At 60.6% G+C, this 21174-nt stretch carries 21 protein-coding genes and 1 tRNA gene; 13 read left to right on the plus strand and 9 right to left on the minus strand.

Annotated features, from left to right (window positions below; translation table 11 throughout):
• Nucleotides 1-100: 100 nt before the first annotated feature.
• The 7 genes from H7H48_RS14060 to H7H48_RS14090 form a co-directional block, all read right to left on the minus strand.
• Nucleotides 101-694 (minus strand): nicotinate-nucleotide adenylyltransferase, encoded by a 594-nt coding sequence (locus H7H48_RS14060; protein WP_229450086.1) that lies wholly within the window; start codon nt 692-694, stop codon nt 101-103.
• A 62-nt stretch (nt 695-756) separates the two neighbouring features.
• On the minus strand, nt 757-2043 hold the full coding sequence (locus tag H7H48_RS14065) for a glutamate-5-semialdehyde dehydrogenase (protein WP_229449681.1): 1287 nt from the start codon (nt 2041-2043) through the stop codon (nt 757-759).
• The gene (proB, locus tag H7H48_RS14070; RefSeq protein ID WP_229449682.1) at nt 2044-3198 is read right to left on the minus strand and encodes a glutamate 5-kinase; all 1155 of its coding nucleotides are present in this window, start codon (nt 3196-3198) and stop codon (nt 2044-2046) included.
• Nucleotides 3199-3209: 11 nt separating this feature from the next.
• The gene (gene obgE, locus H7H48_RS14075) at nt 3210-4247 is read right to left on the minus strand and encodes a GTPase ObgE (protein ID WP_229449683.1); all 1038 of its coding nucleotides are present in this window, start codon (nt 4245-4247) and stop codon (nt 3210-3212) included.
• Between the two features lie 104 nt (nt 4248-4351).
• Complete coding sequence (locus H7H48_RS14080; protein WP_223021921.1) at nt 4352-4945, minus strand: GNAT family N-acetyltransferase; 594 nt, start codon at nt 4943-4945, stop codon at nt 4352-4354.
• Nucleotides 4946-5068: 123 nt separating this feature from the next.
• Nucleotides 5069-5338, minus strand: coding sequence for a 50S ribosomal protein L27 (gene rpmA / locus H7H48_RS14085; protein WP_223021920.1), 270 nt, complete (start codon nt 5336-5338; stop codon nt 5069-5071).
• Nucleotides 5339-5421: 83 nt separating this feature from the next.
• Complete coding sequence (locus tag H7H48_RS14090; protein WP_229449684.1) at nt 5422-6093, minus strand: 50S ribosomal protein L21; 672 nt, start codon at nt 6091-6093, stop codon at nt 5422-5424.
• 258 nt (nt 6094-6351) lie between these two features.
• Between H7H48_RS14090 and H7H48_RS14095 the strand changes: the two genes are divergently transcribed.
• Nucleotides 6352-6441 (plus strand) — tRNA-Ser (locus tag H7H48_RS14095).
• Between the two features lie 66 nt (nt 6442-6507).
• On the opposite strand, the gene H7H48_RS14100 is transcribed toward H7H48_RS14095, so the two are convergent.
• Nucleotides 6508-7212 carry a GntR family transcriptional regulator gene (locus H7H48_RS14100; protein ID WP_229449685.1) on the minus strand — a complete coding sequence of 235 codons (705 nt, stop codon included), beginning with the start codon at nt 7210-7212 and terminating at the stop codon, nt 6508-6510.
• A gap of 116 nt (nt 7213-7328) precedes the next feature.
• Between H7H48_RS14100 and H7H48_RS14105 the strand changes: the two genes are divergently transcribed.
• The 7 genes from H7H48_RS14105 to H7H48_RS14135 all read left to right on the plus strand — a co-directional run bounded on the left by H7H48_RS14105 (nt 7329) and on the right by H7H48_RS14135 (nt 14566).
• Nucleotides 7329-8312 (plus strand): tripartite tricarboxylate transporter substrate binding protein, encoded by a 984-nt coding sequence (locus tag H7H48_RS14105; RefSeq protein WP_229449686.1) that lies wholly within the window; start codon nt 7329-7331, stop codon nt 8310-8312.
• A gap of 64 nt (nt 8313-8376) precedes the next feature.
• Nucleotides 8377-8868 carry a tripartite tricarboxylate transporter TctB family protein gene (locus H7H48_RS14110; RefSeq protein WP_229449687.1) on the plus strand — a complete coding sequence of 164 codons (492 nt, stop codon included), beginning with the start codon at nt 8377-8379 and terminating at the stop codon, nt 8866-8868.
• A gap of 5 nt (nt 8869-8873) precedes the next feature.
• Nucleotides 8874-10391, plus strand: coding sequence for a tripartite tricarboxylate transporter permease (locus H7H48_RS14115; protein WP_229449688.1), 1518 nt, complete (start codon nt 8874-8876; stop codon nt 10389-10391).
• Nucleotides 10392-10401: 10 nt separating this feature from the next.
• Entirely contained in the window at nt 10402-11541 is a 1140-nt protein-coding gene (locus tag H7H48_RS14120; RefSeq protein ID WP_229449689.1) for a mandelate racemase/muconate lactonizing enzyme family protein, read from the plus strand.
• Nucleotides 11541-12443, plus strand: coding sequence for a fumarylacetoacetate hydrolase family protein (locus H7H48_RS14125; RefSeq protein ID WP_229449690.1), 903 nt, complete (start codon nt 11541-11543; stop codon nt 12441-12443). The genes H7H48_RS14120 and H7H48_RS14125 overlap by 1 nt, the downstream gene beginning before the upstream one ends.
• On the plus strand, nt 12436-13422 hold the full coding sequence (locus H7H48_RS14130; protein ID WP_229449691.1) for an NAD(P)-dependent oxidoreductase: 987 nt from the start codon (nt 12436-12438) through the stop codon (nt 13420-13422). The genes H7H48_RS14125 and H7H48_RS14130 overlap by 8 nt, the downstream gene beginning before the upstream one ends.
• A gap of 4 nt (nt 13423-13426) precedes the next feature.
• Complete coding sequence (locus H7H48_RS14135) at nt 13427-14566, plus strand: mandelate racemase/muconate lactonizing enzyme family protein (protein ID WP_229449692.1); 1140 nt, start codon at nt 13427-13429, stop codon at nt 14564-14566.
• Nucleotides 14567-14644: 78 nt separating this feature from the next.
• On the opposite strand, the gene H7H48_RS14140 is transcribed toward H7H48_RS14135, so the two are convergent.
• Nucleotides 14645-15595 carry a LysR family transcriptional regulator gene (locus H7H48_RS14140; protein WP_229449693.1) on the minus strand — a complete coding sequence of 317 codons (951 nt, stop codon included), beginning with the start codon at nt 15593-15595 and terminating at the stop codon, nt 14645-14647.
• A gap of 132 nt (nt 15596-15727) precedes the next feature.
• Between H7H48_RS14140 and H7H48_RS14145 the strand changes: the two genes are divergently transcribed.
• Genes H7H48_RS14145 through H7H48_RS14165 form a run of 5 tightly spaced genes read left to right on the plus strand, consistent with a single transcriptional unit; the run spans nt 15728 to nt 21170 of the window.
• Nucleotides 15728-16699 (plus strand): ABC transporter permease, encoded by a 972-nt coding sequence (locus H7H48_RS14145; RefSeq protein WP_229449694.1) that lies wholly within the window; start codon nt 15728-15730, stop codon nt 16697-16699.
• Nucleotides 16696-17595 (plus strand): ABC transporter permease, encoded by a 900-nt coding sequence (locus H7H48_RS14150; protein ID WP_229449695.1) that lies wholly within the window; start codon nt 16696-16698, stop codon nt 17593-17595. Before H7H48_RS14145 ends, H7H48_RS14150 begins: the two co-directional genes overlap by 4 nt.
• Complete coding sequence (locus tag H7H48_RS14155) at nt 17592-18563, plus strand: ABC transporter ATP-binding protein (RefSeq protein ID WP_229449696.1); 972 nt, start codon at nt 17592-17594, stop codon at nt 18561-18563. Before H7H48_RS14150 ends, H7H48_RS14155 begins: the two co-directional genes overlap by 4 nt.
• Complete coding sequence (locus H7H48_RS14160; RefSeq protein WP_229449697.1) at nt 18560-19612, plus strand: ABC transporter ATP-binding protein; 1053 nt, start codon at nt 18560-18562, stop codon at nt 19610-19612. Before H7H48_RS14155 ends, H7H48_RS14160 begins: the two co-directional genes overlap by 4 nt.
• Entirely contained in the window at nt 19599-21170 is a 1572-nt protein-coding gene (locus H7H48_RS14165) for an ABC transporter substrate-binding protein (RefSeq protein WP_229449698.1), read from the plus strand. Before H7H48_RS14160 ends, H7H48_RS14165 begins: the two co-directional genes overlap by 14 nt.
• Nucleotides 21171-21174 lie beyond the last annotated feature (4 nt).

Raw genomic sequence — 21174 nt, forward strand, 5'->3', positions numbered from 1 at the left:
CTCACCGTCGACCACGATGCCGACGATACCCAATAGATAGGCAGAGTCTGTTAACAGTTTCAAGACATGGCCGTTCACATGTTTGAACGGAGCTTATCGATCACCTGGCCTCTTTTGCCGCGTTTCTGATGGCTGTTGAGGATAGCGAGGAGCGTGGCCCATGGATGAATGTCCATGCCGGTGGCCGCCTGCGCGCCAGGATCGGCGCGTCGTCTTCATCGATCCGGGCATGGTCGAAAGTCTTCGCCATGGTGGAGGACAGGAAGGCCAGCGTCGCCCCGGGACGGTCGATCACCGCAATGGGCATGGAGCGCACGATGTCGCGCCAGCGTTCCCAGCGGTGAAAGTCGCGCAGGCTGTCAGCGCCCATGATCCAGACAAAATCGACACCGCGATTGCGCGTTTGAACAAGATCTATCGTGTCTGCAGTGTAGCGAATCCGGTGGCCGGCCTCGAAGGCTGTCACCTTCACGCGTGGATCGCTGGTGCACTTCTCCGAAAGTGCGACCCGTTCGGAAAGCGGTGCAAGTTCACGATGGCTCTTGAGCGGGTTTCCCGGCGTGACGATCCACCAGAGCTGATCGAGCCTGAGCCTGCGCATGGCGATCTCGGCCACCAGCGCGTGACCCGCATGGGGAGGGTTGAACGACCCCCCGAAAAGCCCCACCGCCATGCCCGGCTCCACATGGGGCATACGCAGATAGTGTGCCGGGAGGGATGGGGGCAAAGCGGGAGAAGGCATGAAACTGTCCGGGTTCACGGTCGTGTCTGGCCGGAGCCGCGAACGCGGTATTTGAACGAGGTGAGCTGTTCGACGCCCACCGGACCGCGCGCATGCATCTTGCCGGTGGCAATTCCGATCTCCGCGCCCATGCCGAATTCGCCGCCATCGGCGAACTGGGTGGAGGCATTGTGCAGAAGAATGGCCGAATCGATCTCGTTGAAGAAGCGCTCGACGGCTGCCGCATCCTCCGCGACGATGGCCTCGGTGTGGTGCGAGGACCATGTGCCGATATGGCGGATCGCTTCATCCACGCCGTCGACCAGCTTCACCGAGATGATGGCATCGAGATATTCCGTGCCCCAGTCCTCGTCTGTGGCAGGCGCGGCCGAGGCGAAGCGGGCGCAGACCTCTTCATCGCCGCGAATGGCGCAACCGGCTTCTTTCAGGGCGGAGAGAACCGGAAGCAGAAGCCGGTCGGCTGCTTCCCGATCCACGAGCAGGGTTTCGGCGGCGCCACAGATGCCGGTGCGCCGCATCTTGGCATTGACGGCGATGGAGACCGCCATGTCGGTGTCGGCCGAGCGGTCGAGGTAAAGGTGGCAGATGCCTTCCAGATGGGAAAAGACCGGGACGCGTGCATCGCTCTGCACACGCTCGACGAGGCTGCGCCCGCCGCGTGGGACGATCACGTCGACATTGCCGCCAAGGCCTTTCAGCATTTCGCCAACGGCGGCGCGGTCGGTGACCGGCACGCGCTGGATGGCGTCGGCCGGCAGGCCGGCCTTCTCAAGTCCTTCGACGAGGCAGGCATGGATGGCGGCAGATGAACGGGCGGAATCGGACCCACCGCGCAGGATCACCGCATTGCTGGCCTTGAGGCAGAGTGCGCCTGCATCGGCGGTCACGTTGGGGCGGCTTTCGTAAATCACACCGATGACGCCTAGCGGTGTGCGCACGCGCTCGATCTGAAGACCGTTCGGACGCTCCCAAGCGGCGATCACATCGCCGATCGGGTCTTTCAGCGCGGCGATGGCGCGGATGCCTTCCGCCATGCCGGCGATGCGCGCGGGATCGAGCTTAAGCCGGTCGAGAAGGGCGGGCGACAGGCCGGCCTCTTCGCCGCGCGCCATGTCTTCGCGGTTGGCCTCGAGGATCGCCGCTTCATTGCGCGTCAGCGCTTCGGCCATGGCTTCCAGTGCGGCGTTTTTGCTCTGTGGCGTGGCAATGGACAACGGGCCTGCGGCAGCGCGGGCGCGCGCTCCCAGATCGTTCATCAGCGCGGCAATGTCCGCGCTGCCCTGCCTGTTTTCCATCAGCATTCAGCCCTCCGCTTTTTCCTTCAGCTGGTGCCGCGCATGGGGCGCCGTCACCAGATCGTCGCGGTGCACCATGGCAGCGCGCGCTTCATATCCGAGCACTTCGGCAATGTCGCCGCTTTTCAGTCCGGCGATTCTTACGGCATCGGAAGCGTCATAGGCAACCAGCCCGCGCGCCACCTCGCGCCCGTCGGGCCCGTGGATGGCCACGGTGTCGCCGCGCGCGAAACTGCCGGAAACCTGGGTGACGCCGATGGGCAGGAGCGAGTTTCCAGCCGCAAGCGCCAGAACCGCGCCGGCATCGACCGTGATGGTGCCTGCCGGCTCCAGCTGGCCGGCGATCCATGTCTTGTAGGCGCGCACAGGTGTGTCGCTCGCCCTGAAGAGGGTGGAGCGGGCGCCATTGTCGATTGCCGCAAGTGGGTTGAGGCGCGTGCCCGAGGCGATCACCATCGCGGTTCCTGCCGCCGTGGCAATGCGGCCTGCATCGAGCTTGGTGCGCATGCCGCCGCGCGACAGTTCCGATGCCGCAGCGCCGGCCATGGCCTCGATCTCCGGTGTGATGGCGTCGACTACGGGGATGAAACGCGCATCGGGGTCGCTTGCCGGCGGGGCCGTATAGAGACCGTCGACATCGGAGAGGAGGACCAGAAGATCGGCACCGAGCATGGTGGCGATGCGGGCGGCGAGGCGATCATTGTCGCCATAGCGGATTTCGCTGGTTGCGACCGTGTCATTCTCATTGATGACGGGGACGACGCCCATCTTGAGAAGCGTGGAAACGGTGGCGCGTACATTGAGATAGCGGCGGCGCTCTTCCGTATCACCGAGCGTGACGAGGATCTGGCCGGATTTCAGCCCGCGCTTGCGCAGCTCCTCATCCCACGCGCCGGCGAGCGCGATCTGGCCCACGGAAGCCGCGGCTTGGCTTTCTTCCAGCTTCAGCGTGCGCCGCTCGATACCGAGGATGGTGCGGCCAAGCGCGATGGCTCCGGAAGAGACCACCAGCACCTCGACACCATCGGCATTGAGTGCGGCAATGTCATCGACCAGGGCGGAAAGCCATTCGCGCTTCAGGCCCTTCTTGCGGTCCACTAGAAGGGCGGAGCCGATCTTGACGGTGATGCGGCGGTGACTGCTGAGCGCGGGGCGGGTCATGCGGGATTTGCCTATTTCTGCCAGCGGTCGTCAGCCGCGTCTGCATCTTCTTCTTCGGCGCGCGCGTCCTGGATGATCTTCATCAGCGCGCGCAGCACGTCCTGCACGCCCTCGCCGGTGGCGGAGGAGAGGAGGAGAGGGGGCTTTCCGCAGGCTTCTGCAAGGGCCGCCTGCTTTTCGGCCCGCGCTTCGTCGTCGAGAAGGTCCACCTGGCTGAGTGCGACGATCTCTGCCTTGTCGGTGAGGCCGTGGCCATAGGCGGCAAGCTCACCGCGAATGGTGGTGTAGACGGCGGCGGGATCTTCCTCGCGCGCTGAGACGAGGTGGAGCAGAACGCGCGTGCGCTCCACATGACCGAGAAACCGGTCGCCAATGCCAACGCCCGCATGGGCGCCCTCGATGAGGCCGGGGATATCGGCCATGACGAATTCGCGCGCGTCGATGCGGACCACGCCCAGATTGGGGTGCAGCGTGGTGAAGGGATAGTCGGCGATCTTGGGCTTGGCCGCGGTGACCGTGGCGAGGAATGTGGACTTGCCGGCATTGGGCAAACCGACGAGCCCGGCATCGGCGATGAGCTTCAGGCGCAGCCATATCCATGCCTCTTCTCCCGGCAAGCCGGGATTGGCACGGCGCGGCGCCTGGTTGGTGGAGGATTTGAAATGCTGGTTGCCGAAACCGCCATTGCCGCCGCTGGCCAGCTTGAAGCGCTGGCCAATCTCGGTCAGGTCGCAAATGAGCGTCTCGTTGTCTTCCTCGTATATCTGCGTGCCGACGGGTACTTTGAGAACAACATCCTCGCCCTTGGCGCCGGTGCGGTTTCGGCCCATGCCGTGCACGCCGGTCTTGGCCTTGAAGTGCTGCTGATAGCGGTAGTCGATCAGCGTGTTCAGGCCCTGCACGGCCTCGACCCAGACATCGCCGCCACGCCCGCCATCGCCGCCGTCAGGGCCGCCGAACTCGATATATTTCTCGCGCCGGAACGAAACGGAGCCCGCGCCGCCATCGCCGGAGCGGATATAGACCTTGGCCTGATCGAGAAACTTCATGGGTTTGACCGTCTTTCCGTAACGTTGCGCAGAACCGTCTACAGCATCATGCGTCGAAGTGCGAGAGCAGACAGGGTTTCAGGCCCGTCTGTTCTCCCTTCGATTCAGGCGCCCCAGCTTCTGAGGCTCACCCAGGTGCTGCGATCGAGCTGGTAGCGTTCGACAGCCACCTTGCCTGCAACCACCGAATCCATCATGCCCTGCCCGGCATACTGAAAACCGCATTTGTGAATGACGCGGCGCGAGGCGGTGTTGGTGACGCGGCAGGACACATTCAGCCGGTCGATATCCGTGGCGCGGAAGGCGAGATCGACCAGGGCATGGGCTGCCTCTGTGGCATATCCGCGGCCCCAATAGGGTTCGCCGATCCAATAGCCGATTTCCAGCCCGTTGGAGCGGTTCTCCAGACCGGCGCAGCCGATGAAGGCACCGGTTTCCGACAGCGTGACCGCATAGGTGCAGCCATTGATCTCGCCGGCGCGAATGCGGCTGAGGAAACTGTGCGCATCGTTCACGCGGTAGGGATTGGGCATGCGGCCGAGCATTTCGGCCAGGCGCCGATTGTTGGCGAGTTCCACCAGTTCGGTCACGTCATCGTCGCGCGGGATGCGCAGAACGAGGCGCTCGGTGACGAGAACCGGGCAATCTATTTCAACTCTGGGACTTTCACTCTCGATGTCTTCACTTTCGGCAACCATCGCTTTTTCCTCCGGACAAAAAGAAAGGGGAGATGGCGACCCATCTCCCCTTTCGAACCTATTTCCGGACTGTCCAGACACCGGTCCCCGAGATGGGTCGCCGGTGTTGGTGAAGCGGACCGGCTACTCCGCTGCCTCCGTAATCGGGTTTACGGACACGTAGGTTCGACCATTGGCTTTTTTCGCGAAGGAGACAGCACCTGCCTCTTTCGCAAAAATCGTATGATCCTTGCCCATGCCGACATTGACGCCGGGATGCCATTTCGTGCCGCGCTGACGGATAATGATGTTGCCGGCGATAACCTTCTCGCCGCCGAACTTCTTCACACCAAGGCGTTTGGACTCGGAATCGCGACCGTTGCGCGACGAACCACCAGCTTTTTTGTGTGCCATAATCTTGCTCCTTTGCGCCCGTCGAGAGCGCTTGCATTCCTAATGCGCTGTCAGGCGCTGAATTTCAACCCTTTGGCGAAGGATTATTTCGCCAGTTCCTTGGCCTGCTCGCGCCAGTCCTTGATCTGGTCGGCGCTGAAAGGCATGGCCTCGTCGATGCGCACCACGTCCTCGTCGGTGAGGGCGGCCACCTGAGCGTAGGTGGTGATGCCTTGCTCGGCGAGCTGGCCGGCTGCAACCGGGCCGATGCCCTTGATCTTGGTCAGATCGTCGGGCTCGCCGGCCGGAGCGGTGAAGAGCGGAGCAGCCGCAGCGGGCGCTTCCGTCTTTGCCTCTGCCTTTTTGGGAGCGGCTTCCTTCTTCGGAGCAGCTTCCTTCTTGGCAGGCTTTTCCTCGGCCTTGGCAGTCGGCTTCGCAGCGGCCTTCTTCGAGGGCTTCGCGCCGCCGGTCAGGATCTCGGAGATCCGCACGGTGGTCAGAAGCTGGCGATGGCCGCGCTTGCGGCGCGAATTCTGGCGGCGACGCTTCTTGAACGCGATGACCTTCTTGCCGCGGCCCTGCTCGACCACTTCGGCGGCCACGCTGGCCCCGTCGACGAGCGGTGCGCCAATGGTCACGTCCTCGCCTTCGCCAACGGCCAGAACGTCTGCAAACTGAATGATCTCACCGGGCTCGCCGGTGACGCGCTCGACCTGAAGCAGGTCGTTTGCGGAAACGCGGTACTGTTTACCGCCGGTCTTGATGACTGCGAACATCTTTTTGCCTTTCAGTGTCCGGTCCGGCTTGGGTCCACAGCCTGTGGCCTGCCGTCTTTTTGCCAGTCTGGATGGTTAAACAACAAACGGCGCAGGGGTTTTCCCGCGCCGCAGGTCGCGTGTCCATAACGGAAGAGGTCTGGAAGGTCAAGCAGAGGCGGGAAAAATGCGGCAGATTGGCTTCGATTGGCCCTTGTATCGAAACCGATCACCGGTTATCTAGTGCGCCGCGCTGGCAACAGCAGACCAGCATCTCGCGGAGAGGTGGCTGAGTGGTTGAAAGCACCGCACTCGAAATGCGGCATACTCGCAAGGGTATCGGGGGTTCGAATCCCTCCCTCTCCGCCATAGCTATTTTGCTCCCCCCGGGTTTTCTGTGAAGCGGCAGTGCCAGACGGGTAGTGTCGGGCGCGATTATCCGGCGTGGTGCGCGAGCTTCTGGCCGCGTCGGATCCGGCCGTATTCGTCGGCGCAGCTCAACAGATAGTTTGCTGCCTCCTCGATGTCAGAGACAATCTCCGCTTCCGCAGTCGGCCCGTCGCCGGCCTCGATTGCGGCCACGATCTTCTGATGGTGGTCGCTGCCTCTCAGCGATACCACGTAGTCGGGGATGACATAGGTCAGGATAGGACCGGTGCGCAGCCACAGGTTCTCGATCATCTCATATAACAACGGGATGCCCGCGCTTTCGTAGATCGTGAAGTGAAAGTCGCGGTGGACGTCGAGATAAGTGTCCAATTGACGCTGTCTGATCAGGCTTCGCATCGACTCCAGCTTTGCGCTGAGCGCGGCAATCAGCTCAGGTGATTTGCGGGTCGCTGCTTCGCGTGCAGCGCGGCCTTCCAGCTCCGCACGGACGAAAATGATCTCCTTTAAGAGATCGCTCGCGACATCCGGCACCACCGCAGCATTTCTTGGCCCTGCCTCTAGAACACCCTGGGCGACCAGATGATTGATGGCGTCGCGTACCGGCGTGACGGACGTGCCGAACATTTCCGCCAAAGATCGAAGCGTGAGGGTCTGCCCCGGTTCAAACCGGCCAGCCAGCAGCGCGTCCTTGATCTGTCCCCGAACCCGGTTCCAGAGAGGGGCAGTCTCAATTTTCTCGAACGTTTTCACTGCATATGGTCCATGGGTTTCGTTCCTCGCGGATGCGAGCCTACACGAGTTGATTCCGGTTTGACAAACTTATTACATCATGCTTGTTATAACAAACAACAAAGGGAGGAAAATGCATGTTTACCAAAACCGTCTGGTCTGTTGCCGCTGCCGCAGCGATCGCCACCGCAGCGATCGCCACCGCCGGGGCGGCGCCTGCTGCTGCTCAGGACTATCCCTCCAAGGAGGTCCGGTGGATCATTCCCTGGAATGCCGGGGGCTCCAACGACATCATGGCGCGCTTCCTGCAGCCGATCCTTGCAGAGCAGGGCATGTCCGTTGTCATCGAAAACCTCCCCGGAGGAACCGGCGCAGTCGGTATGGGAGAGGTCGCGACCTCGCAGCCGGACGGCTACACGATGGGCAACGGCACCAGCTCCACACTGGCAATCATCGCCCAGAAGAAGGCGCCGCTAAAGAACAGCGATTTCACCAACATCATTCGCGTGTCGGTCGATCCGCTGATTCTCGTGGTGCCGGGAAACAGCGAGCATGACAGTCTCGATGCGTTTCTCGCCCACATGAAAGAGAATGCCGGCGAGGTCTCGATCGGGACCCCGGGCACCAACAATCTGAACCATATTTTCGCAGCCATGACCGCCCGCGGCGCAGGGGTCGAATATCGCCATGTTCCGTTCCCCGGCGGGTCTCGTGTCGTGGCTGAATTGATGGGCAATCAGGTCGATGCCGGTGTGCTCAAACCGTCCGAAACCATCGAGCAGATCAAGGCCGGTGAGCTCAAGGCGCTGGGCGCGTTCTCCAAGGAGCGGCTCGACGTTCTGCCTGACGTTCCCACCTTTGCCGAGGCCGGCGTCGATGTGTTCCCTTATGGCCCCGTGGTGCAAATGGCCTATATTCAGGCACCCGCCGGCCTTGATCCGGCCGTGGAAGAGAAAATGGCGGACATTTTCGAAGCAGCTTTGACGAGCGACAAGTTCAAGGAGTTCGCCGCCAAGAACGGCTTCGTCATCGATCCTATCCGGGGCGATGAGCTGGATGCGGAAGTGGATGGGGTTGCAGGCGCAATCGCTGAAGTCGCAAGCCAGATTTTCTCACAGTAATCGTCTTCAGAAACCTCGTGTCGGGCCTCGGATATCTGAGGTCTGACGCCTGGGGAGCGTGACCATGCCAACATTGCACCTTGTCGCCAGCCTTGGGGTCAGCGCCTTTTTGCTGGGACTTTCGGTCGTTCTGGCCGGACCAGCCTTCGAGCTCACGGGTCTTGGGCCCCGTGGCGGTCTGCACGCAGGCGCCTTGCCTCAGTTCGTGGTCGTGGTGGTGGCAGTGTTGGCTGTCATTTCAGCGGTCAGCGACCTTAGGCGATGGTGGGTGACCCGCAGCGATGCCAGCCAGCAGGAAGAGCCCTTTGCTTCCCCAGATCAGGTTCTCAAGGTGGGGGGTGGGGTTCTCGCATTGCTTGCCCTCTACGTCTTTGCCTGGCGTCCGCTACCCTTTCCGCTCATCACCATGGTGTTCGTGGCTCTCGTGAGCCTTATCGTGGCGCCGCCAGCCGCTCGCGCGCCGAAGGGCCTCGCGATTATAGGTCTCACCTCCGTTTTATTCTCACTGGGTGTGTGGCTTGTGTTCACATACGTACTCAAAGTGCCGTTGCGGTAGGCCCCATGGACATTCTGACGAATCTTGCAGTTGCGTTCAGCAACGAGTTTTCCAGCCCCGCTTCGCTCGCACTGATCCTGGTGGGGGTGATGGTGGGTTTCACCTTCGGCGCGACCCCGGGCCTTACGGCAACGATGGGCGTGGCACTTTTCATTCCGCTTACCTTTCCATTGCCAGCCGACATGGCCATCAGCATGATGATCGCGCTTTATTGCGGGTCCATGGCTGGTGGTGCCATTCCCGCTATCCTCATCAACATTCCCGGTACCCCCTCCGCCGTCGTGACGACCATCGACGGGTATCCCATGACGCGCAACGGACGTGCGGTGGAAGCCTATGGCTGGGCGCTTGTCTCCTCTGTGGTGGGCGGGATCGTCGCCTGGTTGGCTCTCGTCTCGCTGGCGCCTGCCCTGGCGCGCCTTGCGTTGAAGCTTGGCTCCGCCGAATACGCGGCGGTCGCATTTCTCGGACTTGCCATCATTTCCTCGGTGGTTTCCGCACCACTCGTGAAGGGCGTCCTCGCCACCGTCATCGGTCTTGGGCTTTCGGTCGTCGGCTTCGATCAGATCACCGGTGAGGGGCGCTGGACGTTTGACAGTCTTCAGTTGACGCGCGGCATCGGCATCATGCCCGCGCTGATCGGTTTGCTGGTCATACCCGAATTGATGGCAACGCTTTTCCAGCGCGATGCGCAGGTGGTGGCTCCGCGGTCCCTGAAAGGCATGTTTCCCACGATCAAGGCGTTCGCGGGCCAGGCGATCAACATGCTTCGTTCATCCATCATCGGGGTGGCGACTGGCATCATCCCTGCTTTGGGTGGCAGTGTGGGCGCGCTTATCGCATATGATCAGGCAAGGCGTTTTTCCGGCAATCAGGCTGAATACGGCAAGGGTGCGCCGGGAGGCGTGGTCGCATCGGAAAGCGCCAACAATGGCGTCACCGGCGGCGCGCTCATTCCGCTTCTCACCCTCGGCATTCCCGGCGACACCGTGACCGCCATGCTGTTGGGTGGACTGATGATCCACGGCCTGCAGCCAGGTCCCCGGCTGTTCGAGACCAGCGGCGACATTGTCTGGAACATTCTGGCAGCCGTGCTTCTGGCCAATCTGGCGATCATTGTCGTGGGCGCAATCGGATTTCGTTTTTTCGTCAAGGTTCTGGATGTACCCAAACATCTCTTGGCGCCGGCACTCTTCGTGCTGGCGGTCGTTGGCACCTATTCCCTGTCCAACAGCTGGTTTGATGTCGTCATCATGCTTGGGCTGGGCGTCTTCGGCTTCTTTGCCACGCTGGCGACCATTCCCGTCTATCCGATGGTGATCGGAGTGATCCTTGGGCCCTTGCTTGAAAGTGAAACGCGGCGGGCCCTGGTTATCAGCGGTGGCGACTGGACGACCTTTCTCACGCGCCCTGTTTCGGCGGTGCTGGTTTGTCTGGCGATCGCCGTTCTTGTCCTGCCATCCATCATGAAACTCAGGCAGATGCGCGCTGACCGTTCAGCCTCTGCCACCGATACAAACTGAGGAGTGAAGAGTGAAGATCAAGAAAGTCACGTGTCATTGGTTGAGCGCACCGGTCGAGCGGCCCTTCACCTCCTCAAGGGGCTGGCTCTACACCACCCGCAATACGTGCCTGGTGGAGATCGAGACGGATGACGGTGTTGTGGGTTGGGGCGAATGCTATGGCCCTTCCGCGGTGGCCCGTTCCTTCATCGAAACCCAACTCGGCAGCCAGATCATCGGTCGAGACCCTTTCGATGTCGAAGTCATCTGGGAGCATCTTTACAACCGCATCAAGGATTATGGCCAAACCGGGATGGCCATCGCCGCGATCAGCGGCATTGATATTGCCCTCTGGGACATCATCGGCAAAGTCTGCGGCAAACCTGTTCACAAACTCATCGGCGGTGCGTTCCGGACCCAGGTCCAAGCCTATGCGACCGGCCTTTATTTCATCGATATGGACAAGGTGATCGAAGAGTCGGTCGAGGAAGCGGAAAAATTCGTTGCCGAGGGCTTTCGCGCGATCAAGATGAAGATAGGCCTCGGCTCGCACAAGAAAGATATTCAGAGAGTGGCTGCGGTGCGCGATGCGATCGGGCCCGACATTCGCCTCATGGTGGATGCGAACCACTGCTATTCTGTGCCCAATGCCATTCGTCTGGGACGGATGCTCGAAGCATTCGATATCGATTGGTTTGAAGAGCCGATCTCTCCTGAAGACGTCGATGGCTATATCGAGGTGTCGCGCGCGCTCGACATGGCAGTTGCGGGCGGTGAGAACGACTTCACCCGCTGGGGCTTTCGTGACAAGATCGTGCGCAAGGCAATGGACATCGTGCAGCCGGATGTGTGCGCCGCCGGGGGGCTAACCGAGTGCAAGAAGATCGCTGCGCTGGCCTCTGCACACGGGGTGGAATGCGTGCCGCATGCCTGGGGCTCGGCGGTCGGCCTTTCCGCCACCATCCACTTCCTCGCGTCGCTGCCCGATCAACCTCCATGTCTGGTGCCCCAACCCGTGTTGCTGGAATTCGAGCAGGAAGAAAACCCGTTCCGCGACTTTCTTGCCGTTGATCCGATCGTGCAGAAAGACGGCTTCGTCCCGGTGCCTCAGGGCCCCGGGTTGGGTATCGAGATCGATCGGGAAATCATCGCGAAATACAGGGTGGCCTGATGCGGTTCGTGACGTTCGAGAGTGACGCCGGAGCACGCGCCGGTGTTCTCGTCGCTGCGGGCGATGGAGAGAAGGTGCTCGATCTGGCCCATCCCAGCTTCGCGGACTGTCTGGCGGGTACGCCGGCCGACCTTCTGGCGATGATCGAAGCCGGATTGATGGAGATTTCGCGGCGGATGCCAGATCCGGCGACACTGCCGGAGGACGCAATGGTGCCGGTGGAGCGTGTGCGTTTGCTCGCACCCTTGCCCAACCCGCCCCGGGTCGTCGGCGCTGCGCACAATTATCACTGTGCCGTCAGAGAGAGGGGGCTGCCTATTCCCGAAGCGCCGGTGCTGTTTGACAAGTTGCAGCGTACGATCATCGGGCCGGATGCGCCGGTTCTGTTGCCTGCCGATGTGGGCGGTGTCACTTACGAGGCGGAGCTGGCGGTGGTGATTGCAAAGCGCGGCCACCGGATTTCTCCCGAAGCCGCCATGAGCCATGTCGCCGGATACACCTTGTTCAACGATGTCAGCGCCAGCGAAATCATCAAGGCGGACGGCAATTTCGAGCGGGGCAAGAACTTTTCCACTTTCGGGCCGATGGGGCCCTGGCTTGTGACGCCGGACGCTTTCGATCCAGCCGGTGAGCATCGCATTACCCTGTCCATCGATGACGATAGACAGCAGGACGGGTCAATCTCGGACCTCATCTTCGGAATTGCCGACCTGATTTCCCGGATTTCGCAGGAAGCTCCACTGGTTCCTGGAACTGTCATCGCAACTGGCACGCCGGCCGGTGTGGCGGCGATGAAATCACCGCCTTCGTGGCTCAAGGCAGGAAGTGTCATGACGGTTGAGATCGAAGGGTTGGGACGCCTGACCAATCCGATCATAGGCGAGGATACCATTCATGGCTGATCAATCGGTGCTATTGACCAATCCCATTCATCCGGATGGCGAAGCCATTCTGAAGGACGTGGCGACCCTTGTCGTTGCGCCGGACACCACACCCGAGACCCTGCGTCGCATGGCGCGCGATGCCGACGGCATAATCGTCCGGGCGAAATTGCCAGAGGATATTCTCGATCACGCACCGCGCGTGAAAGGCATGGTCAGGCATGGTGTCGGACTGGATTTCATTCCGGTTTCGAGCGCCACCAGACACGGTGTGGCCGTGGCCAACCTGCCGGGCACCAACACCAATGCCGTAGCCGAATTTGTCTTTGCATCGCTGTTGCGCCTGAAGCGGGATCATGCCCGGTTTGACACAACGTTGAGAGCCAGAGGCTGGGCCGAAGCAAGAGCGATTGCGGATGAGACCGAAGAGATCAGCTCCGGCACGATGGGGATCGTCGGCGTTGGCGCGGTCGGCTCCCGCATTGCCCATATCGCTGCGAACGGTTTTGGGATGCGTGTGATTGGTTCGTCCCGCCGTTCGGGCCACATGCCGCGCTTCGTGGAAGAAGTGGAATTGGACCGGCTTTTCTCCGAAGCTGACGTGGTTGTGCTCAGCTGTGCGCTTACGGAGGAAACGCGGGGCCTTGCCAATGGCCGACGCATCTCGAGCATGAAGCCGACATCGGTGCTCATAAACGTTTCTCGTGGAGCTGTTGTGGAAACAGAGGCGTTGATGGACGCGCTGCGCCAGAACCGCATTGCCGGCGCGGCCCTCGATGTTTTCGAACGGCAACCCTTGCCGGACAATGATCCCCTTCTGGATTGTCCCAACCTGTTGCTCTCACCGCATGTGGCGGCGATCACAGCCACAAGCATGCGGGCAATGAGCGTGGGGGCCGCCGAAGAGATGCGACGCATCCTTTTGGGTGAGACACCCGTCAATTTCGTCAATCCCGAAAGCAGGGATGCAGGGAAGAACGCTCCCAGAGGAGAGAAGTAGCGCCATGCGTATCACTGAAATCAAGGCAGTGCCGATCTCCTTTCGTGTTCCGGAGGGGAAGAATGTCAGGCTGGGTATCGGACGTGCCGTCAAGCGCGATGCGGTTCTGGTCAAGGTCTTTACCGATGAAGGGATTGTTGGATGGGGCGAGGCGCATCATGGCCGGTGCCCCGGTGCGATCGCAAAGCTGATCGACACCACAATGTCCGAGCTCGTCGTTGGCATGGATCCGCTCGACGTGTCGGGCATCTGGGCGAAAGTCTACAAGATGCAGTTGTCCAGCCACGGCATGGGAGCGGCTGCGGCAATGGCCCTTTCCGGCATTGATATCGCACTTTGGGATATCCGGGGCAAAGCGGCGGGCTGGCCGATCTACCAGCTGTTGGGTGGCGCTGACCGGCCGGTCAAGGCGTATGGCGGTGGAATTTCACTGGGCTGGCAACCGCCAGAGGCGCTGGCAGAGGAGGCGCAGTCCTATGTGGAGCAGGGCTACCGCGCGCTGAAACTGCGGGTGGGCGATGCCGTTCGCATCGATATCGCCCGGGTTCGGGCCGTGCGGGAGACCGTGGGAAACGATGTCGACATTCTGGTCGACGCCAACACGGGCTATCGCCTTGAAGATGTCAGACAGGTCATGCCTGCCTTTGAAGAGCTTGGTGTGGGTTGGCTGGAAGAGCCATTCCCGCCACACGATTATCGCGAATACCAACTCGCAAAAGAGCTGGGCCGCGTTCCGTTGGCTGCCGGGGAAAACCATTTTACCCGATATGATTTCACCCGCATGATTGAAGACCGGGCCGTGACCTTCGCGCAGCCCGACCTTTCCAAGGCAGGGGGGCTGAGCGAATGCGCAAAGATCGCTACCCTGTGCTCTGCCTGGAAAATGAGCTTCAATCCGCACACTTCGGCAACCGGGATCAACATGATCGCCACAATTCACTTGCTGGCTTCTGTCGATAATCCCGGATATTTTGAAGCGGACCTGGCGCATCACAATCCGTTCCGCGACGAGGTCTGCGGTGCGCCATACACGCTTGACGGGGAGGGTTGCGTGAGGCCCAAAACCGGAGCCGGTTTGGGCGTCGACATCGACGAGGAGTTTCTCGCCAGGCATCCGCTGATCGAGGGCCCGTGTTATGTCTAGAGGGACGCAAATTTCAGGCTGGGATGTGTCGGCCTGAACGGGCCCATTGAGCTTTTTCTTTAGAAAATCACACAGCACTCACGGAAATGCGGCTTCGCCATCCGAAACCGGGATTGCCGGAGGGCTGCCGAACTGCCGGAAATGTGTACGAAGAAACTCTGCGGTCGTCTCCATGAAAATGCTGGCAGCCTCACCGAGAGGCAGATCTGTCGGGTGAGCCATCGCAAATGAATGGGTGATCTTCTGGCTCAGCGGCCTGACTGCAACCGGCATGTGCGCGTAGTCACGGGCCATAAGTTCATTGACCAGGGTGATTCCGAGGCCGGACGCTGCCATCCCGCAGGCGGAAAGCACCGAATGCGTTTCCAATCTCACCTTGGGACGGATGCGAAATTGCGAGAAGAGCGCATCGATCTCGTGCCTGGGCGCCCGCATCCGCCCCAGAAGTATCATCGGCTCATCGACCAGGTCCCGGATGTCGATCACATCCCTTTGTGTCAGCGGGTGGTCCTGAGGCATGACGCATACCGTGTTCACACTAACCAAGGGCGTTTCCAGAAGGCCGGCTCTCTCGACCGGCATCCGCAGGAAGCCCAGCTCTGCACGCTCATCCAAGAGCATGCGCTCGATCGTGTCATAGGAGCCGCTGTGCAACTCCACCTGGACCGTGGGGGACCTTTTCAGAAATTGCTTGATGATCGCCGGGACGATGGAAAGCGTTAAGCTGGCCGGGAAGGCGACGCGCAGTCTGATCGCCGGCGAATTGCCCTGCCGAAGTTCTTCCGCCAGCGCCAGGAGCTTTTCGTTGCGCTGTAGCAGGAGCTGCATCTGCGCCTGCAGGATCTTGCTGTCACGGGTCGGGATCAACCGGGTTTTCTCCCGGATGAACAGTTTGATGCGCAACGTCTCTTCCAATTGCGTAAGCCGCCGGCTCACCGCTGACTGGGAAAGCCCAAGCTTGTCTGCGGCCCCCTGGGTCGTGCCCGTCTCGATGATCGCCTGAAAAGTCTGAAGAAGAGCGAGCCGCATTCATCTTTCCTATGCGTAATTTTCATCGATCAAGCAATTTTCATCATATTATTGCATCATCTTCGCGAGGGGTGCAAATGTTCAAAAAAACAATGGGACGCATCATCGTCGGGGTGCGTTTTGGGGGACTGGATGACGGCCTTTTTAATACGCAGACTGGTGCAGGCGGTGATCGTGCTAATCGTCACCTCGGTCATCGTTTTCACCGGCGTTTTTGCGATTGGCGATCCCTTGGAGATTTTGCTGCCGGCGGATGCTTCGATGGCGGAGCGCGAACAGGTCGCCGAATCGCTCGGGCTCAATGACCCACTGCCGGTTCAGTATCTGGGTTTCGTCACAGACGCTCTGCAAGGCAACTTCGGTCGCTCATTCGTCTACAACCGCCCGGCGACGGAAGTCATTCTGGAGCGACTTCCCGCAACGCTGGAGCTGACATTCACTGCACTGGTCATCTCACTTGTCATCGGCATACCGTTGGGACTTTGGGCCGGTGTGAGGGCAGGGTCGGCTACCGACGAAACGATCATGACGGGCTCGATACTGGGATTTTCCCTGCCCAATTTCTGGCAAGGCATGATGCTGATCATGATCTTTTCCGTCACGCTCGGATGGTTGCCTTCCACCGGCCGTGGCGAAACCGGCACGATATTGGGCATCGAGACGAGTTTTGCCACCTGGGACGGGCTCAAGCACCTCCTTCTCCCTGCCATCAATCTGGCGCTTGCGCAGACGGCTCTCGTCATTCGCCTGACGCGCACCGGTGTTCAGGAAACCATGCCGCTCGACTTCATCAAGTTTGCCAGGGCGCGTGGCATATCCTCTCCCCGCATTCTCTTCGTCCATGTGATGAAAAACATCCTGATCCCCATCGTCACCGTGATTGGCATCGAATTCGGCTCGCTTGTCGCCTTTGCTGTCGTGACGGAGACCATCTTCGCATGGCCGGGCATCGGCAAGTTGATCATCGATTCGATCAACGCGCTCGATCGTCCCATCATCGTTTCATACATCCTCATCGTGGTGACCATGTTCATCGTCATCAATTTCTGCGTCGACGCCTTGTACTCCCTGCTCGACCCGCGCATCCGGGTGAGTGCACAATGAGCGAGGCCGCATCCTATCTTCGCGGGCAAAGCCTGTTTGCACGCGCCATAAGGGGAATATTGCAGAGCCCGAAGGCGACGGCCGCGCTTATCGTGTGCCTTTTGCTTGTTGCTGCGGCTGTGTTTGCTCCGTTGCTTGCGCCGCAAAATCCCTACGATCTGGCCCAGATCGATTTTTTCGACAGCAAGCTGCCGCCGCTAAGCGAGGGCTCCACCGGAATCACCTATTGGCTGGGCACTGACACGCAAGGCCGCGACATGCTCTCGGCCATGATGTATGGCCTGCGCACGAGCCTTGGCGTCGGCCTTATTTCGGGTTTTTTCGCTTTGGCTGTAGGAACGTCCCTGGGCCTTGTCGCGGCATATTCCGGCGGGCGCCTGGACAGTTTCATCATGCGCTTCGTCGACCTGATGCTGGGCTTTCCCACCATTCTTGTCGCCTTGATGATCCTGGTGGTTTTCGGTCAGGGGACCTGGAAGGTCATTCTGGCGCTTGTCTTTGTGCAATGGGCATATTTCGCCCGCGCGGTCCGGGCCGCCGCACTCGTGGAATCCAGCCGCGACTATGTCGAAGCGGCACGCTGCCTCGGGTTGTCGGCGCCGCGCATTCTGTTCGCTCAGATCCTGCCGAACTGTCTTCCGCCGCTTATCGTGATCGCGACCATCCAGGTGGCGAGCGCCATCGCCGCGGAGGCAACGCTCAGCTTTCTGGGGATCGGCCTTCCGATCACCGAGCCCTCCCTCGGTCTGCTGATCGCCAATGGCTATCAGGTTCTGCTTGCCGGTGTTTACTGGATGAGCGTCTTTCCAGGGCTTCTCCTTCTGCTCCTCGTGTTCAGCATCAATCTTGTCGGCGACCGCCTTCGTGAAACCCTCAACCCGAGGCTGGTTCAATGACCCTTCCGCTGCTCGAAGTCGAAAATCTTCAGACACATTTCGCCACGCCGGCCGGTCTCGTCAAAGCAGTCGATGGGGTCTCCTTCACCGTCGCTTCGGGAGAGGTTCTCGGCCTTGTGGGCGAGAGTGGTTCTGGAAAGTCGATCACCGGGTTCTCGCTGCTTGGTCTGCTGGATCCGCCTGGTGAGGTTGTCGGCGGTTCTGTCCGCTTCAAGGGTGAAGATCTCCTTTCGCTCGACGCGACGCGAAAGCGTCAGATCCGCGGCAACCGCATCGCCATGATCTTTCAGGATCCGATGATGACCTTGAACCCGGTCTTGAGCATCGGCACCCAGATGATGGAGACCGTCCAGGCTCACGCCAATGTATCCCGGAGCGAGGCGCGGCAGCGTTCGCGCGATGCGCTTGGCAAGGTGGGCATTCCTTCCCCCGAAGAGCGTCTGGATGCTTATCCGCACGAGTTTTCCGGTGGCATGCGCCAGCGTGTGGCCATTGCCATTGCCCTGCTGCATGGGCCGGACCTGATTATTGCTGATGAACCAACGACCGCGCTGGATGTCACAATCCAGAGCCAGATCCTTGCCCAGGTTCAGCAACTCTGCCTCGAGCTGGGCATGGGGCTTATCTGGATCAGTCACGATCTGGGTGTGGTCGCGGGGCTCGCGCACAAAGTGGCGGTCATGTATGCGGGGAGGATCGTGGAGCAGGGCCCGGTCGATCAGGTTCTCGACCACTCGCGTCACCCCTATACGCAAGGGCTTATCGCCTCCACGCCGATGGCCAACAGGCGTGGCGTGCCGCTGCATCAGATTCCCGGCTCTGCCCCGTCTCCACTCAAACGACCTGAGGGATGCTCTTTCCGGCCGCGCTGCGCGCGCGCAACGGAAGCCTGTCTCGTGGCACCAGATATTTCTGCACATCACGGCCATGAGTGGCGTTGTTTTCACCCGCTTGGAGCCGAAACATGAACCGCCGCGAACCGCCGCTCGCCCAGGCAGTCAACATCAGCAAACGGTTTCAAAAGAATACCGACTTTGCCGAACGGGCCGCCATCGCGCTTGGCGCCATGTCGGCCCCGGCGGTCGTTCATGCACTCGACGGCGTCAATCTGGAGATCCGGCGCGGCGAAGTGGTTGGGCTTGTCGGGGAGAGCGGTTGCGGGAAATCCACCCTCGGCCGCATCATCGCGGGGATGCTCCCCGCCACCGAGGGAACGGTCCTTCGCGACGGTGAAGATATCTCTACCCTCAAGGGGCGCCGGAGACGGGCCTTGCGCCTGCGCACCCAGATCATTTTTCAAGATCCCATGTCGTCGCTCAATCCCAGAAGGCGCGTGGGCGATATCATAGGAGAAGCACCGCGTTTTCACGGGCTGGTGGACAAGGCCGGGCAGACAAAACTGGTGGCCGAGCTGCTTGAAACCGTCGGGCTTCAGCCGGAGATGGCGCAGCGCTTTCCACACCAGTTTTCCGGCGGACAACGACAGCGCATCGGGATCGCCAGAGCGTTGGCAGTCAATCCCGACTTTCTGGTCTGTGATGAGAGCATTGCGGCGCTCGATGTTTCTATTCAAGCGCAGATCATCAATCTTTTCATGGAGCTGCGCCAGCGTCTCGGCCTGACGCTTCTCTTCATCAGTCATGATCTCTCGGTGGTTCAACATATCAGCGACCGCGTGGTCATCATGTATTTGGGGCGTGTCGTGGAATCGGCGCCCGTCGACCGCATCTTCGACCACCCCAATCATCCCTACACCCGTGCCTTGCTGGATGAGATTCCGCGCATCGATCGGCGCAACAGGCGCTTTTCAACCATTCGTGGTGAGATACCGTCGCCGGTCAACCCGCCTAAGGGATGCCATTTTCACCCGAGATGTCCTCATGCTTTCGATCGTTGCCGTGTGGAGCGCCCAGCCTTGCGCAACGTCCATGACGGCCACGAAAGCGCGTGCCATCTCAATGACCTGCCACCACAACAACAACCACCCCGGAGGGAGAATACCGATGAAACGCTATAGTATCGGAGCCATGGCGGCGCTGCTGGTGTCTGTTGCGATGCCTGCGCTTGCCGCAGATCTGACCATCGGACGGGCTGCCGAACCGTCCTCTATCGATCCGCAATTCTCACGAACAGGCAACAACCAGGGCACGGCACAACTCATGTTCGGTCGCCTGATCGAGCAGGATGCGAACCTGCAAATCAGCCCGGGCCTGGCGACCGAGTGGACAGCGGTCGACGACACCACCTGGGATATCAAGCTGCGAGACGGCGTGAAGTTTCACGACGGATCGACCATGACGGCTGACGATGTGATCTTCTCGCTGGAGCGGACTGACGAGGTCCCAAACAGCCCGGCTCCTTTCTCCGACATGGTTTCATCCATCGACAGCATGGAGAAGGTCGACGACCTGACCGTTCGTATCACGACGAAGGAGCCGGCACCGGCCCTTATCGAGGACATCGGCCGTGTCTTCATCATCTCGAAGGCGGCCGCCGAGGGCAAAACTTCCGAAGATTTCAATTCCGGCGATGCGACGGTCGGTACAGGTCCCTACAAGTTTGTCTCCTTCAAACCCGGCGAGAGCCTCACGATCGAAGCGTTTGATGGCTATTGGGGTGAGCAACCGGACTTCAAGGAGGTCGAGGTCCGCTTCATCTCCAACGATGCCGCACGTGTTGCGGCATTGCTCTCCGGATCGGTCGATCTCATCGATGCGGTACCGCCGGCCGACGTTGCGCGTCTTGAAAGCCAGGACGGTATCAATGTGGTTTCGGCTGCATCGGGTCGCGTGATCTATCTCGGCCTCTCGCAGCGTTTCGCCCAGGCGCCGGGCGTATTCGATCTTGATGGCAAACCTCTTGAAGAAAATCCTTTCCGCGATGCGCGTGTGCGCAAGGCGATTTCCTTGATGATCGACAGGCAACTGGTTGTCGACCGCATCCTGGGTGGTGCGGGTGTGCCTGCAGGTCAGCTCGTGCCATCCGTGCTGGGCGGACACGCTGAAGATCTCGGCCCAGACCAAGTGGATATCAACAAGGCAAAGGAGCTTCTTACCGAGGCCGGCTATCCGGATGGCTTTGGGCTGAAGCTTTATTCCTCCAACAACCGCTTCCCCGGCGATGGCGACCTTGTTCAGGCTCTCGGGCAGATGCTCACCCGTGGCGGGCTGAAGGTGATGGGAGTGGAGGCCCTGCCATACAATGTCTATTCGAAGGCGGCGAGCGCAGGCGATTACGGCGCGTTTGTCTTCTCTTTGGGGTCTTCCACGCCGACATCGGCTCCCAACCTTTCCAGCCTGATCCAGACCTATGACAAGGAGGCGGGCACCGGAGCGTTCAACCGTGTCCGGTTCTCAAGCGAAGAATTCGATAAGGCGTTGTCTGTCGCCTTGCAGGAATTCGACCCCGAAAAGCGGAACGAACTGCTCGCTGAGGCAACACGCATAGCCTTCGCGCAGACGCCCATCGTCCCACTCTACTGGCAAAAAGTGTTCTGGGGTGCGCGTGAGGGCATCACCATCAATGGCGGCCTGTCGGAGTACACGCTCGCCCAAGACGTAAAGAAGACGGACTGACCTG

The sequence above is a fragment of the Nitratireductor sp. B36 genome, assembly GCF_020833685.1.
Taxonomy (GTDB): Bacteria; Pseudomonadota; Alphaproteobacteria; order Rhizobiales; family Rhizobiaceae; genus Nitratireductor.

Excerpts from the sequence above, each read along its gene's own strand:
- H7H48_RS14090 (WP_229449684.1), bottom strand. The coding sequence starts at position 6,093 with ATGTTCGCAGTCATCAAGACCGGCGGTAAACAGTACCGCGTTTCCGCA.
- H7H48_RS14060 (WP_229450086.1), bottom strand. The coding sequence starts at position 694 with ATGCCCCATGTGGAGCCGGGCATGGCGGTGGGGCTTTTCGGGGGGTCG.
- H7H48_RS14165 (WP_229449698.1), top strand. The coding sequence starts at position 19,599 with ATGAAACGCTATAGTATCGGAGCCATGGCGGCGCTGCTGGTGTCTGTT.
- H7H48_RS14145 (WP_229449694.1), top strand. The coding sequence starts at position 15,728 with ATGACGGCCTTTTTAATACGCAGACTGGTGCAGGCGGTGATCGTGCTA.
- H7H48_RS14065 (WP_229449681.1), bottom strand. The coding sequence starts at position 2,043 with ATGCTGATGGAAAACAGGCAGGGCAGCGCGGACATTGCCGCGCTGATG.
- H7H48_RS14130 (WP_229449691.1), top strand. The coding sequence starts at position 12,436 with ATGGCTGATCAATCGGTGCTATTGACCAATCCCATTCATCCGGATGGC.
- H7H48_RS14080 (WP_223021921.1), bottom strand. The coding sequence starts at position 4,945 with ATGGTTGCCGAAAGTGAAGACATCGAGAGTGAAAGTCCCAGAGTTGAA.
- H7H48_RS14155 (WP_229449696.1), top strand. The coding sequence starts at position 17,592 with ATGACCCTTCCGCTGCTCGAAGTCGAAAATCTTCAGACACATTTCGCC.
- H7H48_RS14140 (WP_229449693.1), bottom strand. The coding sequence starts at position 15,595 with ATGCGGCTCGCTCTTCTTCAGACTTTTCAGGCGATCATCGAGACGGGC.
- H7H48_RS14115 (WP_229449688.1), top strand. The coding sequence starts at position 8,874 with ATGGACATTCTGACGAATCTTGCAGTTGCGTTCAGCAACGAGTTTTCC.
- H7H48_RS14105 (WP_229449686.1), top strand. The coding sequence starts at position 7,329 with ATGTTTACCAAAACCGTCTGGTCTGTTGCCGCTGCCGCAGCGATCGCC.
- H7H48_RS14135 (WP_229449692.1), top strand. The coding sequence starts at position 13,427 with ATGCGTATCACTGAAATCAAGGCAGTGCCGATCTCCTTTCGTGTTCCG.
- obgE (WP_229449683.1), bottom strand. The coding sequence starts at position 4,247 with ATGAAGTTTCTCGATCAGGCCAAGGTCTATATCCGCTCCGGCGATGGC.
- H7H48_RS14110 (WP_229449687.1), top strand. The coding sequence starts at position 8,377 with ATGCCAACATTGCACCTTGTCGCCAGCCTTGGGGTCAGCGCCTTTTTG.
- H7H48_RS14150 (WP_229449695.1), top strand. The coding sequence starts at position 16,696 with ATGAGCGAGGCCGCATCCTATCTTCGCGGGCAAAGCCTGTTTGCACGC.
- rpmA (WP_223021920.1), bottom strand. The coding sequence starts at position 5,338 with ATGGCACACAAAAAAGCTGGTGGTTCGTCGCGCAACGGTCGCGATTCC.
- H7H48_RS14125 (WP_229449690.1), top strand. The coding sequence starts at position 11,541 with ATGCGGTTCGTGACGTTCGAGAGTGACGCCGGAGCACGCGCCGGTGTT.
- proB (WP_229449682.1), bottom strand. The coding sequence starts at position 3,198 with ATGACCCGCCCCGCGCTCAGCAGTCACCGCCGCATCACCGTCAAGATC.
- H7H48_RS14160 (WP_229449697.1), top strand. The coding sequence starts at position 18,560 with ATGAACCGCCGCGAACCGCCGCTCGCCCAGGCAGTCAACATCAGCAAA.